The 15,601-nt window shown below is 48.7% G+C and carries 11 protein-coding genes; 5 read left to right on the top strand and 6 right to left on the bottom strand.

Annotated features, from left to right (window positions below; translation table 11 throughout):
• Positions 1-85: 85 nt before the first annotated feature.
• The 3 genes from NDA06_RS09465 to psaA form a co-directional block, all read right to left on the bottom strand.
• On the bottom strand, positions 86-859 hold the full coding sequence (locus NDA06_RS09465) for a class I SAM-dependent methyltransferase (RefSeq protein ID WP_348251710.1): 774 nt from the start codon (positions 857-859) through the stop codon (positions 86-88).
• A gap of 165 nt (positions 860-1,024) precedes the next feature.
• Positions 1,025-3,238, bottom strand: a complete 2,214-nt coding sequence (psaB, locus tag NDA06_RS09460; RefSeq protein ID WP_190410332.1) for a photosystem I core protein PsaB — start codon at positions 3,236-3,238, stop codon at positions 1,025-1,027.
• An 81-nt stretch (positions 3,239-3,319) separates the two neighbouring features.
• Positions 3,320-5,578, bottom strand: coding sequence for a photosystem I core protein PsaA (gene psaA / locus NDA06_RS09455; RefSeq protein WP_190410333.1), 2,259 nt, complete (start codon positions 5,576-5,578; stop codon positions 3,320-3,322).
• A gap of 516 nt (positions 5,579-6,094) precedes the next feature.
• On the opposite strand from psaA, the gene NDA06_RS09450 reads away from it, so the two are divergent.
• On the top strand, positions 6,095-7,852 hold the full coding sequence (locus NDA06_RS09450; protein ID WP_348251709.1) for a hypothetical protein: 1,758 nt from the start codon (positions 6,095-6,097) through the stop codon (positions 7,850-7,852).
• 248 nt (positions 7,853-8,100) lie between these two features.
• Positions 8,101-9,624: a thioredoxin-like domain-containing protein gene (locus tag NDA06_RS09445; protein ID WP_190986131.1), complete on the top strand. Its 1,524-nt coding sequence runs from the start codon at positions 8,101-8,103 to the stop codon at positions 9,622-9,624.
• A gap of 143 nt (positions 9,625-9,767) precedes the next feature.
• On the opposite strand, the gene NDA06_RS09440 is transcribed toward NDA06_RS09445, so the two are convergent.
• Both NDA06_RS09440 and NDA06_RS09435 read right to left on the bottom strand, forming a co-directional pair.
• Positions 9,768-10,550 carry a circadian clock KaiB family protein gene (locus NDA06_RS09440; RefSeq protein ID WP_190986127.1) on the bottom strand — a complete coding sequence of 261 codons (783 nt, stop codon included), beginning with the start codon at positions 10,548-10,550 and terminating at the stop codon, positions 9,768-9,770.
• A gap of 30 nt (positions 10,551-10,580) precedes the next feature.
• A complete protein-coding gene (locus NDA06_RS09435; RefSeq protein ID WP_190410336.1) occupies positions 10,581-11,972 on the bottom strand; it encodes a type IV pilus twitching motility protein PilT in 1,392 nt (463 codons plus the stop codon).
• 635 nt (positions 11,973-12,607) lie between these two features.
• Here NDA06_RS09435 and NDA06_RS09430 point away from each other — a divergent pair.
• From NDA06_RS09430 to wecB, 3 genes are read left to right on the top strand one after another with little or no spacing between them, the layout of a single operon-like run.
• Positions 12,608-12,982: a hypothetical protein gene (locus tag NDA06_RS09430; RefSeq protein WP_190410337.1), complete on the top strand. Its 375-nt coding sequence runs from the start codon at positions 12,608-12,610 to the stop codon at positions 12,980-12,982.
• 7 nt (positions 12,983-12,989) lie between these two features.
• The gene (locus NDA06_RS09425; RefSeq protein ID WP_190429288.1) at positions 12,990-13,130 is read left to right on the top strand and encodes a hypothetical protein; all 141 of its coding nucleotides are present in this window, start codon (positions 12,990-12,992) and stop codon (positions 13,128-13,130) included.
• 11 nt (positions 13,131-13,141) lie between these two features.
• On the top strand, positions 13,142-14,260 hold the full coding sequence (gene wecB, locus NDA06_RS09420; RefSeq protein ID WP_190986126.1) for a UDP-N-acetylglucosamine 2-epimerase (non-hydrolyzing): 1,119 nt from the start codon (positions 13,142-13,144) through the stop codon (positions 14,258-14,260).
• 14 nt (positions 14,261-14,274) lie between these two features.
• On the opposite strand, the gene NDA06_RS09415 is transcribed toward wecB, so the two are convergent.
• The gene (locus tag NDA06_RS09415; protein ID WP_190986125.1) at positions 14,275-15,420 is read right to left on the bottom strand and encodes an ABC transporter ATP-binding protein; all 1,146 of its coding nucleotides are present in this window, start codon (positions 15,418-15,420) and stop codon (positions 14,275-14,277) included.
• Positions 15,421-15,601: the final 181 nt, after the last annotated feature.

Raw genomic sequence — 15,601 nt, 5'->3', positions numbered from 1 at the left:
TGGAAAGGGGATATTTGGGCGATCGCGTTTAAGTCACCCTAAAAGAGCGATCGCTTTGTACGCTGCTACCAAAGGCTTGCGATCATCATTCAGAGGATTTTGCCAAGGGTTTTCTAGCGACAAACAAGTAGTTTTGACAGACTACAGAGAAAGGATATGCCAAAATGTCATCTAAAAAATCCCAACTCCATGCCAGCAGTGGGAAATTTCCGATTGCTTTGGGAAATACGCCCCACATATTTCTGGGTAGAAAACCATAACGCTGGACTTCTAGAACCTCAAATCCGGTTTCTTGGCAAAGCGTTTTGATTGACTGGCGAGTATAACGATATTGATGATGATATTTGTTAGGCAACCGGGAAGCGATCGCTTCAATCAGACTAAACTGATTCGGAAAATGGTAACAGATAAAAACGCCACCTGGTTGGAGCAAACGGAAGATTTCCCGTAAGCTGGTAATTTCATTTCCTCCAGTCTCTCTGACATGCTCTAAAACCCCTACAGATACGATTGCATTGAATTTATTATCTGGATAGGGAATGGCTGTTGGATCTTCAGCACTCCCTTTTCTAAATTCATAAGTTGAGCTGTTTAGAGTTTCCCGAACACAAAAGTCCTCAAAAGCAAATCCAGAGGTTTTATAGCCAGCCTTTACTAAGAAATAAGAAAAATGACCGTTCCCACAACCCCAATCTAATACTTCACTTCCTTTAGGAACATATTTTAAAAAAATTTTATATAGCCGAAGATATTGATTAGCACTGATTAAGCTTCTAAATTGCCACAAACTACAATTACTATTTTGCTCTTGAATCTTTATTAGCTCATGGGTGATGCCATTAATGTTTAAGTTACTCACAGTTGCTATTTTATTAGACATTTTATATAAGATACTTCGCCATTTTAAGCTACATTTTCCTTGAGAGTTTTAGCCAAAACAACCTTATAAAAAAATCCCCTACCAGAAGGCAGGGGATTTTGTTTTAATTACCTAAAATGCATTGATCCAGCGAACTACAGGAGATCAACCAAATTTACCAGCAGTAGAGGCAATCAGGAACGCGGCGTAGGTCAAGACATAGCCAACTGCAAAGTGAGCTAGACCAACCACGCGACCTTGGACGATGGACATAGCAACCGGCTTGTCCTTCCAACGAACTAAGTTCGCCAGAGGAGTGCGCTCGTGTGCCCAGACAAGGGTTTCGATCAACTCTTGCCAGTAACCACGCCAAGAGATCAGGAACATGAAACCAGTAGCCCAAACTAGGTGTCCGAACAGGAACATCCAGTCCCAAACCGCCAGGTTATTCATGCCGTAGGGGTTATACCCGTTGATCAACTGAGCGGAGTACAGCCAGAGGTAGTCGCGCAGCCAGCCCATGAGGTAAGTAGAAGACTCATTGAACTGAGCCACGTTGCCTTGCCAAATGCCCAGATGCTTCCAGTGCCAGTAGAAGGTTACCCAACCAATGGTGTTCAGCATCCAGAACGCAGCGAGGTAGAAGGAATCCCACGCGGAGAGTTCGCAAGTACCGCCACGACCGGGGCCGTCGCAAGGGAAGGCGTAGCCGAAGTCCTTTTTATCGGGCATCAGCTTGGAGCCACGAGCATCCAACGCACCCTTGACCAAAACCAGGGTGGTGGTGTGGATGGCGAGGGCGAATGCGTGGTGAACCAAGAAATCGCCAGGGCCAATTGTCAAGAACAGAGAGTTCGTACCGTTGTTGATAGCATCGAGCCAACCGGGAAGCCAAGGCCCACCAGCCATCGAGGCAACGCTATCAGGATTAGACAGGAGAGTATCCAAGCCGTAGAGGACTTTTCCGTGAGAAGCCTGAATGAACTGGGCAAATACCGGCTCAATCAGAATCTGCTTTTCGGGAGTCCCGAAGGCAACCACAACATCGTTGTGAACGTACAGACCCAGGGTATGGAAGCCCAGGAATAGGGAGACCCAGCTCAGGTGCGAGATGATCGCTTCTTTATGCTGGAGTACTCGATCGAGGACGTTACCTCTATTTTGTTCTGGATCGTAGTCACGTACCCAGAAGATACCTGCGTGGGCAAATGCTCCCAGCATCAGGAAACCAGCAATGTACTGGTGGTGTGTGTAGAGCGCTGCTTGAGTTGTGAAGTCCTTCCCGATGAATGCATAGGGAGGCATCGCATACATGTGCTGCGCTACTAGGGAAGTAGCAGTTCCCAGCGCTGCCAGGTGTATAGACAACTGGAAGTGCAAAGAGTTGTTGTAGGTGTCGTACAACCCTTGGTGAGGTAGGTTGAATTGACCTTCAGTCTTGGTGCCAAAGAAGTTTTTGGCGTTCAGCATATCTCTGATGCTGTGACCAATCCCAAAGTTAGTCCGGTACATATGACCGGCGATGATGAAGATGACTGCGATCGCCAAGTGGTGATGAGCCATATCCGTCAGCCACAGCGATTGTGTCTGGGGATGGAAGCCACCCAAGAACGTCAGAATCGCTGTTCCTGCACCTTGAGAGGTACCGAACACATGACCAGCAGCCTCTGGGTTCTCAGCGTAGACGCCCCAGTTGCCGGTGAAGAACGGTCCCAAGCCTGCGGGGTGAGGCAGCGTTGTCAGGAAGTTATCCCAACCTACGTGCTGACCGCGAGATTCGGGAATCGCAACGTGAATCAAGTGACCTGCCCAAGCCAAGGAGCTAACGCCAAACAGACCTGCCAGGTGGTGGTTCAGCCGAGGCTCGGCACTCTTGAACCAAGAAAGGCTAGGACTGAACTTGGGCTGTAGGTGCAGCCAGCCTGCAAACAAGAAGACTGCAGACAGGACAATTAGGAACACTGCACCTTGGTACAGATCATTATTTGACCGCATACCGATGGTGTACCACCAGTGGTAAACACCTGAGTAGGCAATATTTACTGGAAAAGTCGCACCACCTTGAGTAAAGGCATCTACTGCCGGTTGACCAAAGTGGGGGTCCCAAATCGCGTGAGCGATAGGACGCACATTCAACGGATCTTTAATCCACTGTTCAAAATTACCTTGCCAGGCGACGTGGAACAGGAGGCTAGAGGCCCACAGGAAGATAATTGCCACATGACCGAAGTGAGTAGCGAAAATCTTTTGATAAAGATTTTCTTCCGTCATGCCATCATGGCTTTCAAAGTCGTGAGCCGTTGCAATCCCGTACCAGATCCGACGTGTAGTCGGGTCCTGAGCGAGGTCTTGGCTAAATTTGGGGAATTTTGTCGCCATAGTCTCCTCAATTATCAGTGCTGAGTGCTGAGGACTCAGAGCATCATACTCTTTACTCAGCACTCGTTACTCAGGCTTAAATCATCCTATTGAAAGGATTCGCGCCTCGAAGAACGCCCATATCGTGACGATCGCGCCCAGGAGGAAGTGAGCTACCCCAACGGCCCGACCCTGAATGATGCTCAGAGCGCGAGGCTGAATAGAAGGGGCAACCTTCAACTTATTGTGAGCCCAAACAATCGACTCAATCAACTCCTGCCAGTAGCCACGACCGCTGAATAGGAACATCAAGCTGAAGGCCCACACAAAGTGAGCGCCCAGGAACAGCAGACCGTAGGCTGAGAGGGCTGTACCGTAAGACTGAATTACTTGAGCAGCTTGTGCCCATTGAAAATCACGCAACCAGCCATTGATAGTGATGGCACTCATCGCAAAGTTGCCTGCGGTGATATGATCCACCGTTCCATCAGCATTGACTGTGCCCCACACATCGGATTGCATTTTCCAGCTGAAGTGGTAAACCGCGATCGCAATGGTGTTGAACATCCAGAACAGACCCAGGAATACATGGTCCCAACCAGAGACCTGGCAGGTACCACCACGACCGGGACCGTCGCAAGGGAAGCGGAAGCCCAAATTCATCTTGTCTGGAATCAGACGAGAGCTACGGGCAAACAAGAAGCCTTTCAGCAGAATTAGAACAGTGACGTGAATTTGGAAAGCGTGAATATGGTGGATCATGAAGTCCGCCGTACCCAGCGCGATTGGCATCATCGCCACCTTACCGCCTACAGCAACGATCCCGCCGCCGAAGGCATAACTTACTGGTTCTAGCTGGTTAGGAGCTGTGCCACCAGGAGCCAGAGTGTGCAGGTTTTGCACCCACTGAGCAAACACCGGCTGCAACTGAATCGCCGTATCCGAGAACATATCTTGGGGGCGACCCAAAGCACTCATCGTGTCGTTGTGGATGTACAAGCCAAAGCTGTGGAAGCCTAGGAAGATACAAACCCAGTTGAGGTGGGAAATAATTGCATCCCGGTGACGAATCACCCGATCCAGCACGTTGTTCTGGTTCACTACCGGATCGTAATCCCGCACCATAAAGATGGTAGCGTGAGCCGCTCCGCCAACGATCAAGAATGCCCCAATCCACATGTGGTGGGTGAATATGGACAACTGAGTAGCGTAGTCAGTGGCAAGGTACGGATACGGAGGCATCGCGTACATATGGTGAGCCACGATGATGGTCACAGAACCCAGCATGGCAAGGTTGGTTCCCAACTGCGCGTGCCAGGATGTGGTCATGTTTTCATAGAGACCCTTATGACCGTCGCCTGTGAAGGGACCTTTGTGGTTCTCTAGAATTTCCTTAATGCTGTGACCAATCCCCCAGTTCGTCCGATACATATGACCGGCGATCAGGAAGAGTACTGCCAAGGCTAGGTGATGGTGTGCCGTATCTGACAGCCACAATCCACCTGTCTGGGGATTTAAACCGCCTTTGAACGTCAGGAAGTCAGCATACTGGCCCCAGTTCAAAGTCCAGAATGGCGTCAACCCTTGGTTAAAGCTGGGATACAGTTGGGCCATCAAGTCACGGTTCAAGATGAACTCATGAGGCAGCGGAATATCTTTGATGGCAACTCCTGCATCCAGGAGCTTGTTGGTGGGCAGCGCCACGTGAATTTGGTGAGCGGCCCAAGACAAGCACCCCAGACCCAGCAACCCAGCTAGGTGGTGGTTTAGCATTGACTCTACATTCTGGAACCATTCCAGTTTGGGAGCCCGCTTGTGATAGTGGAACCAGCCAGCAAACAGCATCAGAGCTGCTGCTACCAAGCCACCGATGGCAGTGCAGTACAGCTGGAATGTGTTTGTGAAGCCAGCTGCCCGCCAAACCTGGAACAAGCCGGAGGTGATTTGAATCCCGTGGAAGCCACCGCCCACATCGGCATTCAAAATATCTTGACCAACGATAGGCCAAACGACTTGAGCGCTAGGCTTGACGCCTAAAGGATTAGCTAGCCAAGCTTCGTAGTTTGAAAACTTAGCGCCATGAAAATACATACCGCTTAGCCAGATGAAGATCACGGCTAAGTGACCAAAGTGTGCGGCAAAAATTTTCCGAGATACGTCTTCTAAGTCACTGGTATGACTATCGAAATCATGCGAGAGGGCGTGAAGGTTCCAAATCCACGTGGTGGTTTTTGGACCTCTAGCAAGGGTGCGGTCAAAATGACCCGGCTGCGACCACTTCTCAAAGGAAGTAGGCACTGGATCTTTATCGACAACAACCCTTACTTTTTTCTCCTCTCGCTCCGGAGGACTGATTGTCATGAGGACTCTCCTCTCTCTAGACAAGGAACGAGTTCTGTCCCATTAGAAAATTAGATTTTAATGGGTAGGAAAGCAGGCTCTTTGAAGAACTACTTTCCCCAATTTATGGAATACCCGTTTTAAAGGGTTCGCTGAGAGGGAAGGGTTGTAAAACCACACCCTCTATCTTTGTAGATGATAGGACTAGGTTTACTGGGTATTTCGAGCCACTTAACAATAATTCAAATTTGGTCAAGTATTGATGCAACTTAGCTTGCACCTCCATATTTAGTGTTAAAAAGTCAAGAGGGATTAAATTTAGTTAACAAAACGCAACGATTAGCTCATTTAAAATCCGTGTCTTCTGGGTTGTCAGAGCCTGAAATTCACGGCATTGCGAGGGTGTAGTTGATGCTTTTGGGCTATAGTTCCCTATGGACAGGTCTTGATTTTTGATGTTGGTCGCGGAAGGAGTAGGAGTGCGTGTTGGGCATGAATCGCCGGTGGAACCCTCTAAGAACGATAGTTTCGTTACTGATGGCAACTGTTTTGGTAGGAAGTTTAGTCAGTTGTGGCGATCGCGCCCTGACGACCCCATCAGGTACCTCCAAACCCTCATCTTCTCTAAGCTCTGGGCAAATCTCAGAGGTATCTCCCCCCGAGGTCATTCAACAGCTGCGCCCAGCGTTGGAGAGTTATCAGCCTCAAGTCACCATCCTCAGTCCCCAAGCTGATGAAGTTCTTCAAGACACAACAGTGGCAGTGCGGCTCCAAGTTCGGGATCTACCCATCTTCAAAGACCCCCAACTCGGTCTTGGCCCCCATTTACATGTCATCCTGGACAACCAGCCTTACAAAGCCGTTTATGACTTAGAACAGCCTCTAGTCTTTGAAGATTTAGCTCCCGGAACTCACACCCTGCGAGTTTTTGCCTCCCGCCCCTGGCATGAGAGCTTCAAAAACGAAGGTGCTTACGCCCAAACAACCTTTCACCTTTTCACCAAGACAACGGACAACAACCCCGATCCAGGGCAGCCTCTGTTGACCTATAGCCGCCCCACGGGCAGTTATGGAGCCGAGCCAATTATGCTTGACTTCTACCTGACTAACGCCCCCCTGCACTTGGTCGCCCAGTCCAATCCCGACGACGAAATTGCCGACTGGCGAGTTCGCGTTACCGTAAACGGTCAAAGCTTTGTCATGGACAGATGGCAACCCCTTTATCTCAAAGGCTTTAACTCAGGGAAGAACTGGGTACAACTGGAATTTTTAGATGAACAGGGAAATCCAGTCACAAACGTCTTCAACAACACCGTGCGGCTGATTACCTACGAACCGAAAGGCAAAGATACCCTTGCCAAATTGGTACGCGGGGAACTCTCGGCGACTGCTGCTCGCGGGATTGTAAACCCCAACTACAGTGGTAAGACGCCAGTGCCGACAGCAACCCCTGAGTCATCTTTCACGCCGACGCCGACGCCGACACCGGAACCGTTAGCGCCTCCTGCCGTTGAAGAAACACCAGCGCCGCAGCTGAGTAAAGAAGAACCGACGTCCTCTGAAGTTGAGCCAGCCAAGCCAGCCGAGGCACCCCCAGCGACAAAACAGTTAGAAAAACCCCAAGGCGGATTCTTTAATCGTTTTCGGCGTTCAGAGGCTCCAGTTAGCCCACCACCTGCACTGCCAGTGCCTGAGGCAATTGAGGAGCCTTCTTCCTTAGCCATACCCCCAGAAAAGATTCCTCAACCAGGGACTTTACCAGAGATAACGCCAAGTCCAGCAGCAAGTCCTGAAGTAGAAACGGTTCCATCTACGCCCCCAGCGTCCCCAGCGCCAAAGCAGGTAGAGAAACCCAAAGGCGGATTCTTCAATCGCTTCCGGCGTCCAGATGCAGGTGTTGATACTCCTACGCGCAATTTACCGCCAGCCTTACCGGAAATAGTCCCATCGCCAGCGCCAGAAGAGCCGCTTCAGGTAGTACCTGCTCAACCAGATTTGCTACAACCACCGTCCTCGCCTCAGCCAACAGATTCTGTACAGCAGAAGACTGAAGAGACAACCCAATCAGCTCAATCATCCCCAACCTTCGCTCAAGCAAAACCAAAAGCCGATATCAAGGACGTATTGATTCCTAAACCTGCTGCGGCTCCACCGTTGCGGATTATCCAAGCTCCATCTGAGCCAGATATCCCCAGCCGTTTCTTCCAAAAATCAAAACCGGCAACACCGGAACTAGAAGTCCCAACAGCGGAAAATCCAGAGGATGCTCAGCTAGGGGAAGCTGCAACGCCTTAGAGATTGCTCAGGAATCCATAAATCGGTCTCAACAACAGATGTAGGGGCACGGGCTTTGTCCTTGCCCCTAGGAGCATAGATGGATATTGATTCTCTGAAAGCCCTAGGCTTACCGTGCTGCTTCGCGAATGCGTCTCTAAATATCTAAAATTCCCACCGATTCATCTTTAACCGAACAGTATCGGCTTTACAACATCCTTCTTGAGGAGCGCTCTGTTCCCATCGCGGTTAGTGAAAAAGGAGACATGATGACGCCCCGTGTTAGAGCGCCAGAATTTCCCCAAAACCAAACCTGGTTCAATACAGATCGTCCCCTTTCCTTACGTGAATTAAAAGGGAGAGTGGTAATTCTTGACTTTTGGACGTATTGCTGCATCAACTGTCTGCACGTCCTGCCAAAGTTGAAGTACCTGGAGCAGAAATACAAAGACAGCCTCACGGTGATTGGCGTCCACTCCGCCAAATTTGACAACGAAAAAGAAGTTGAAAACATTCGTCAGGCAGTTCTGCGCTACGACATTGAGCATCCAGTCGTCGTCGATAGCAATTTTGCTATTTGGAGTCAGTATGCTGTCCGTGCATGGCCCACTTTGACGATGATTGACCCCCAAGGTTACGTCATCGGCTATGTATCTGGGGAAGGAAATCGGGATGTCGTAGAGAAGCTGATTTTGCAGCTGATTCAACAACACAAAGAGAGAGGAACGATTAATTTTCAAGAACTCAGCCTTACTTTAGAAAAACAGCGGCAACCGTTGGTAACACCCCTGGCTTTTCCCGGTAAAGTGTTAGCGGATGAAACACGCGATCGCCTGTTCATCGCCGACTCCGGACATCACCGGATTGCGATCGCTACCCTTGCCGGTCAAGTGCTACAGATCGTTGGTACTGGCAAACAAGGCTTAACCGATGGTTCCTTTACAGATGCCCAATTTTTCGCTCCCCAAGGTATGGCACTCGACGCAGAAAATGACATTCTCTATGTTGCCGATACCGAAAATCATGCCCTGCGACAGATCGATCTAAAGAATCAAAAGGTTGACACAATTTCCGGTACTGGCGAACAAAGCCATCACCTTCGCTCCTACACGGGTACGGCACGAGAAACTCCGCTCAATTCTCCTTGGGATTTAGAAAAAGTAGGAAATCGCTTGTTTATTGCGATGGCAGGAGTCCACCAAATCTGGGAAATGCAGATGGAAAACGGCATCATTGTTACCTACGCAGGGATTGGAGCAGAATCATGCGTTGATGGGAATCTAGACGAATCTGCCTTTTCTCAACCCAGCGGGATTACCACCGACGGACAAGAGTTATACATTGCCGACAGCGAAATTAGCTCAATCCGTGGCGTCGGATTGGGTGAAAAGGCTCAGGTACGAACAATTTGTGGCAGTGGTGAGCTATTTGGGTTTGGGGATATTGATGGTAAAAGCTCTGAGGTTCGACTCCAACATTGTTTAGGCGTTGAATACGCCCAAAAATACCTCTGGATCGCTGATAGCTACAACCACAAAATTAAGCGAGTTGACCCGAAGACCGGCATTTGTAACACGGTTTTGGGAGATGGGACGGCAGGAAACCAAGATGGTCAAGGCACCAGCACCCAATTTTTTGAGCCTTCAGGAGTGAGTGCGATTGGCTCTCATTTATACATTGCCGATACTAATAACCATGCTATCCGTCGTGTCGATGTCGCCACGATGGAAGTGACAACCTTGAAGTTTCCTGGGTTGTGTGCGCCAGACGTCTGTATTCCTACCGCTGATTAAAATAAGAGACAAGACATGGGGATTTTAGATTTTGGATTGTAGAAGACTTATAGCGATCGCATTTTGTCAGCAGCCACTTCCAGCAATATATTTGTAGCGACCTTCAGGTGAAATAGTATTACACGGCACTCGTGTGCCTCTACTCAGTAATCTACAGCCCCAAGTACCTGCAAGACTCTCTCAATATTGTCTAAATCTCCCACAATCCGTCGCACAGGTTCAGGCCAAACCCTAACAAGGGTAGGTGTAGCAGAGATATGATTTGACTCCGCCTGTTCTGGATGTTTGAAGATGTCAATCACTTTCAAAGTGTAAGGATGACCCAGAGATTGCTCTAACAACTGATGCAGGCTTTGGAGAGTGTGTTCGGTAGAGCCATTATGACCGGAAACAAACAGGCGCAGAACATACCCAGGCGTCGAAACTGGGCGGAATGAAGGCTGGAAACCCGTGCGTTCTAAGCGCACAATCAAATCGTGATTTTCCCAAAGTTGGGGAAATTGGTGACGATAAGTTTCTAATACGATAGGATCGCCTAATTCTGAAGGCCAAGGAGCAACTTGCCAATTTTGCAAGTTGCTATTCTGGAAAATCCCATTCAGCAATGCCTGATGCCGTCGTACCGGCAAATAAACCTCAGCGGCAATTCGTAACTGCTGGGTGTAAGGATCGAGCCACCGATCGATCGTCGCGGTATAAACTGGCACTAAAAAATGGGGAGGTTCGGGTAATCCCAGCATTTCTTGAAGTCCAGCACACAGATGTAGGTGCCAGTGGCTCTGCTTATTGGGATCGATGCAATAAATTAAGTCTCCCCCTGGCGTAAACAGGGCAATACCTTTAAAGAGTTGGGGAAGAGAGAGTGGATCTTGAGTCAAGAAAAAGCGCCAAAATAATAAAAATGAAAGAAGAAACCCTTCTTCCATTTTTAATTTTTAATTTTACATTTTTAATTGTTACACCCGACCTCGGAGGAACTGAGCCATCTCATTCGGAGTGGGCGACATTTCCAGAGCAGTCTCTTCGGTGATTCGACCCTCATGGTAGAGGTCGAGGAGGGCTTTGTTCATTGTCATCATGCCGTCAAAGCTGGAGCCTAGCATGATTCCCGTAATTTCTTCGTACTTACCCTCCTTAATGTAGTCCTTGATTGCTTCGGTATTAATCAGGATGTCGTGGAAAGCCGCACGCTTGCCATCGGTCGTTTTGCACAATCCTTGGGAAATGATCGCCACCAGAGATTCAGCGATCGCTATTTTCATCGAATGCTGCTCTTCTGCTGAATACAGATTGAGAATCCGCTCAATCGTTTTCACAGCGCTATTGGTGTGCAGCGTCCCCATCACCAAGTGACCCGTTTGCGCCGCTTTGAGAGCAGTGTTAACCGTTTCTTTATCTCGCATTTCCCCGACCAGAATCAGATCGGGATCTTCCCGCAAAGCGGCTTTCAGCGCATTGTCGAACTTTAAGGTGTTCAACCCTACTTCCCGGTGCTTAATCAGCGACTTGCGACTCGTATGAACAAACTCAATCGGGTCTTCAATCGTGATGATGTGCTTTGCCATCTCCTTATTGATGTAGTCAATCATGGCAGCCATCGTGGTGGATTTACCCGAACCCGTTGGGCCTGTGACCAAAATCAATCCCTTATGGTAATGGGAAATATCCTTAAACACCTCTGGCAACCGCAGTTGCTCCAAAGTCAGAATATTGTTTGGAATCAATCGCATCACCATCGCTGGACCGCGCATCGAACCAAACACATTAATCCGGGCGCGAGAGAATTCATACTGGGTAACGCCGTCAAAGTCTAAGCGCTCTTCAAATTCCCGAATCTGAGCGTCAGTCATCACCTCTCGCAACCAGCTCATGAATGTCGCTTCATCCGTCTGCGGATAATCGGTCATCTCCATGTCGCCCCGTTTGCGGTAGCGAGGAATTTCACCGACACCTGCATGAATGTCGGAAATTCCGTTTTCATGAGCTTTAACGACGATTTCCTTTAAGGTGGGCTGTCCGGGACTAGGACCTGGACCCCTTGCAGCCGTTCGAGCCACCACCGTTGCTGCTGTTGCTGATGCTGCCGAAGCAGCTGTAGCAGGGGATCGAACTCCTGTCCCCGCTGCTGGAGGAGCCGCTTTCGGTGGAGCAGATACAGAAGCTGCCCCTGCACTTGCCGCTGCATGGGGAGAGGGCGGCGCAGTCATCTGCATCGTTTGCATGGGCTGCTGCTGAGTGGAAACGGTGGCAGCTGTATCCCTAGCCGGAGGTCGCATTCCTGGCGGGGGTGGTGGGGGAACGCGGGGTGGAGGCGGTGGTGACATGGGCGGACGCTGCGGTTCTGTCATCTTTCAACTACCACTGATTGAAAATTTGTAGGAATCGTTACAAAAAAAGCTAAGGATAGCCCGCGAATACGTTCTTTTAAGACGCAAAGCGATTCGGTGGAACACGCCACAGCTTTTATTTGAGGAGCCTTAAAAACTCCTATTCCTAGTTTTCCCAAAACTTTTGGTTCGCTAACATTCAACGCCAAAAATTCTCTTACCAGCTCAAAACAGCAGCAGTGGCAACTTAGCCGTCTGGCGGCGGTTTACCCGTTAGCCCTAGATGAGCTGGTTTATGAGAATACCCGTTGAAAGTTATAAGATATGTTAAGCGTACTGAAAGCGGGTTTGGTTGTTTCGCTCTGCCACTGCTTGGGCTACAAAATTGCTCGATTGGTGGAAAAGACTGAAACCTAGAACCTCTTCAAATTTCTATCTTTTGGATGATGGTCGTTTTATAAGGCAGTCTAATATAGAGCATTTGGAAAAGTTTCGCATCCATAAATCTTCTGGATTGACTGTAAATTTTGGTTAAGAACGGCTCATCTAAAGAAAAGGATTAACTATACTGATTTTCACTTAGTCGATACTAGGGGATCGATTAAAAGTCATTTTCCGCATATAAATTTGTTCTTTGACTATCAGGAGAAAAAATCGTGCAATTAAGTCACAATCAAGGTTTGGCAAAAGTGTATTCATTGTCTATGGTCAAGAGCTTTTTGATCTGGACTTTTACTTTAGGGGTTTGCTTGCTGGTGGTGGGTTTCCCCTTAGTTGTTTTGATGGTTACGGTTGGCGCTTTGTTAGCGATCGCTTTACAATCTGTACTGCCAGTTAGCGCAGTTTTGTTGGTCGCTGGAGCTTTAATTGGCGGGAATATTTTGGCAGTTGTCGCTGGTGCGGCATTGCTAACGCTGAAGGGTGTTAATCCTCAAGAAGTTCGTTGGTTGCACTGGCTGCATGGTGAAGCCAATCCGCTACATACCTCTGTCTATGCAGCTTGCCCACTAACCTGCGATCTAGATTCTTGAATGACCTGTGAACGCTTTTAATAAGTTAGTCTATTGTCTGCAAGAGTTCTGCGACCCGGCACCTGCCGGGTCTTTTCGTAGGAAAATGGCAAGCGTAGGATGGGAAGAGAAGTGCGATCGCGCTTCTCTCCCGATTATTCCCAATTAAGCTAAATTTCCATGCCGCCATCTCCTATCAAAGTTTGCATCACACTGGGAACCCGTCCGGAAGCCATTAAGCTAGCACCTGTTATCCAACAGTTTCAGGAATCGCTAACTTTTCAAACTCACATAATATTGACGGGTCAACATCGAGAGATGGTCGAGCAAGTCATGCAGCTATTTGGGCTGAATGCCGACCAAAATTTAGAAATTATGCAACATCAACAAACTCTGACAGATATTACTTGTCGTAGTTTGCGGGGGCTGGAAACTGTATTTAAACAATTACAGCCTCATTTAGTATTAGTTCAGGGGGATACAACCACAGCCTTTGCAGCAGCGATGGCAGCGTTTTATCAAAAAATTCCGGTCGGTCATGTGGAAGCGGGATTACGCACCGACGAGCTTTTTAATCCTTACCCAGAAGAAGCCAATCGGCGATTAATTTCTCAGCTAACTCAGTTACATTTTGCCCCTACAACCCTAGCGGTAGAAAATCTGCAACGTTCTGGAGTCACTGGCGAAGTTCACCACACTGGCAATACCGTCATCGATGCTTTATTAACCGTGGCGAAAAGTCAGCCGGATTGCCCGATTCCCGGTTTGGACTGGAGTGGATATCGAACGCTGTTGGCAACAGTCCACCGGCGCGAAAACTGGGGAGAACCCCTGCGGGGAATTGCGGAGGGATTTCTGCAAACATTAGATAAATTCCCGGATACTGCATTACTGTTGCCGCTCCATCGCAACCCGACCGTGCGAGAACCGCTACAAGAAGTTCTCGGTAATCATCCCAGAATTTTCTTAACAGAACCGTTAGATTATGCCGAACTGGTAGGGGCGATTCAACGCTGTTATTTGGTATTGACCGATTCTGGAGGATTGCAGGAGGAAGCACCGAGTTTGGGGAAGCCGGTACTGGTATTGAGAGAAACCACCGAACGACCAGAAGCGGTAGCAGCGGGAACTGCAAAATTAGTAGGAACAGAACCTAATCAAATCGTTGCAGCGGCAACAGAACTCCTAAGCGATCGCAGTGCTTATCAAGCAATGGCAACGGCAATTAATCCCTTTGGCGATGGTCGTTCTGCTGAGAGAATATTGCAAGTTGTTGAGAAACATTTCCAAAGCTGTTAACAAGTCGCGAATTCTTAAGGAAACAGAGCATCGCCCGTGGTGGGGTCAAAGACAAATAACTGGTTGAGGTCGAGCTGTACAGAAATGCGATCGCCGGAATGACCCCGCCAATCTGAAGCTGCCTGGATATTGATCGGTACCCCAGACGCCGGTAAATTCGCCCGAATCAGTGTCTCCCGTCCCAGCGGTTCTACAACCTTCACCTCAACCATCAGCAGTGAGTGCTGTAGAGGCAAGACCCCGTCCCGACCAAAGGCTTCGGGTTCTTGTTCGTTTTTAATCTTTAATTTTTCATTTTTAGTTGTTATATGCTCTGGGCGAATCCCTAACTCTATACCCTGTCCCTGTCTGAGTTGCAACTTGTCCTGAAGCGCTGGAGGACAAGATAAAGCCTGATCCCCCACCTGAAAAACTTCACCCGTATAAGTCGCGTGGAGAATATTCATCGGTGGATTGCCTAAGAAGGTAGCAACTATCAAATTTGCCGGTCGCGCATAAATTGTTTGCGGGTCGCCAATTTGTTGAATCCGACCGCGATTGAGTACCACAATTCGATCTGCTAGGGTCATCGCCTCTACCTGATCGTGGGTGACGTAGATCGTGGTAATTCCCACTTGTTGGTGTAATTGCTTAAGTTCTGCTCTGGTATCGTCTCGCAGCTGGGCATCCAGGTTAGAGAGGGGTTCATCTAGTAAGAATACTTGGGGTTGACGAGCGATCGCTCTCCCTAATGCCACCCGTTGCTGTTGTCCCCCCGATAGCTGCTTGGGTTTGCGGTCGAGGAGATGGGCGATATCGAGCGATCGCGCGACCGTCTCTACTCGTTCCTGCATCGTTTTCGCGTCAGTTCCACGCATCCGTAGACCAAAAGCCAAATTTTTAGCAACGGTCATGTGCGGGTAGAGGGCGTAGTTTTGGAACACCATCGCCACATCTCTTGCCCTAGCGGGAATCCCATTCATCAAGGTATTCCCAATATAGAGATTGCCGCTACTTTGCATATCCAAACCCGCAATTGTCCGCAAAATCGTGGATTTGCCACAACCGGAAGGTCCCACCATCACCCAGAACTGCCCATCCGGCACCTCGAAGGAAATATCCTCAATCGCAGTAGCATTATTAAATTTTCGGGTAATTCCTTCTAAGCGAACGTTTGCCATTGTTGTTAGAGATGAGTCAATTAGTCATTAGTTTATAGTTCAAAGCCCTAGTTTCTACTGCCCACGTTCCTCTAGCAATCTTCGTTCGCGTGGGATACACCAAAACTCTTACTCATTAAGCATTTCAGCTTGTTATTTAGCAATTCTCATTTATTTATAAACTTCTTTCATTTTTCTTCCT

It is taken from the genome of Trichocoleus sp. ST-U1, assembly GCF_039961835.1.
GTDB lineage: Bacteria > Cyanobacteriota > Cyanobacteriia > Cyanobacteriales > FACHB-T130 > FACHB-T130.
Note: the sequence above shows the minus strand (reverse complement) of the source record. Positions and strands in the feature narration are given on the sequence as shown.

Coding starts and splice junctions, on each gene's coding strand:
- psaB (WP_190410332.1), bottom strand. CDS start 3,238: ATGGCGACAAAATTCCCCAAATTTAGCCAAGACCTCGCTCAGGACCCG.
- psaA (WP_190410333.1), bottom strand. CDS start 5,578: ATGACAATCAGTCCTCCGGAGCGAGAGGAGAAAAAAGTAAGGGTTGTT.
- NDA06_RS09450 (WP_348251709.1), top strand. CDS start 6,095: ATGGCAACTGTTTTGGTAGGAAGTTTAGTCAGTTGTGGCGATCGCGCC.
- NDA06_RS09445 (WP_190986131.1), top strand. CDS start 8,101: ATGACGCCCCGTGTTAGAGCGCCAGAATTTCCCCAAAACCAAACCTGG.
- NDA06_RS09440 (WP_190986127.1), bottom strand. CDS start 10,550: ATGGAAGAAGGGTTTCTTCTTTCATTTTTATTATTTTGGCGCTTTTTC.
- NDA06_RS09435 (WP_190410336.1), bottom strand. CDS start 11,972: ATGACAGAACCGCAGCGTCCGCCCATGTCACCACCGCCTCCACCCCGC.
- wecB (WP_190986126.1), top strand. CDS start 13,142: ATGCCGCCATCTCCTATCAAAGTTTGCATCACACTGGGAACCCGTCCG.
- NDA06_RS09415 (WP_190986125.1), bottom strand. CDS start 15,420: ATGGCAAACGTTCGCTTAGAAGGAATTACCCGAAAATTTAATAATGCT.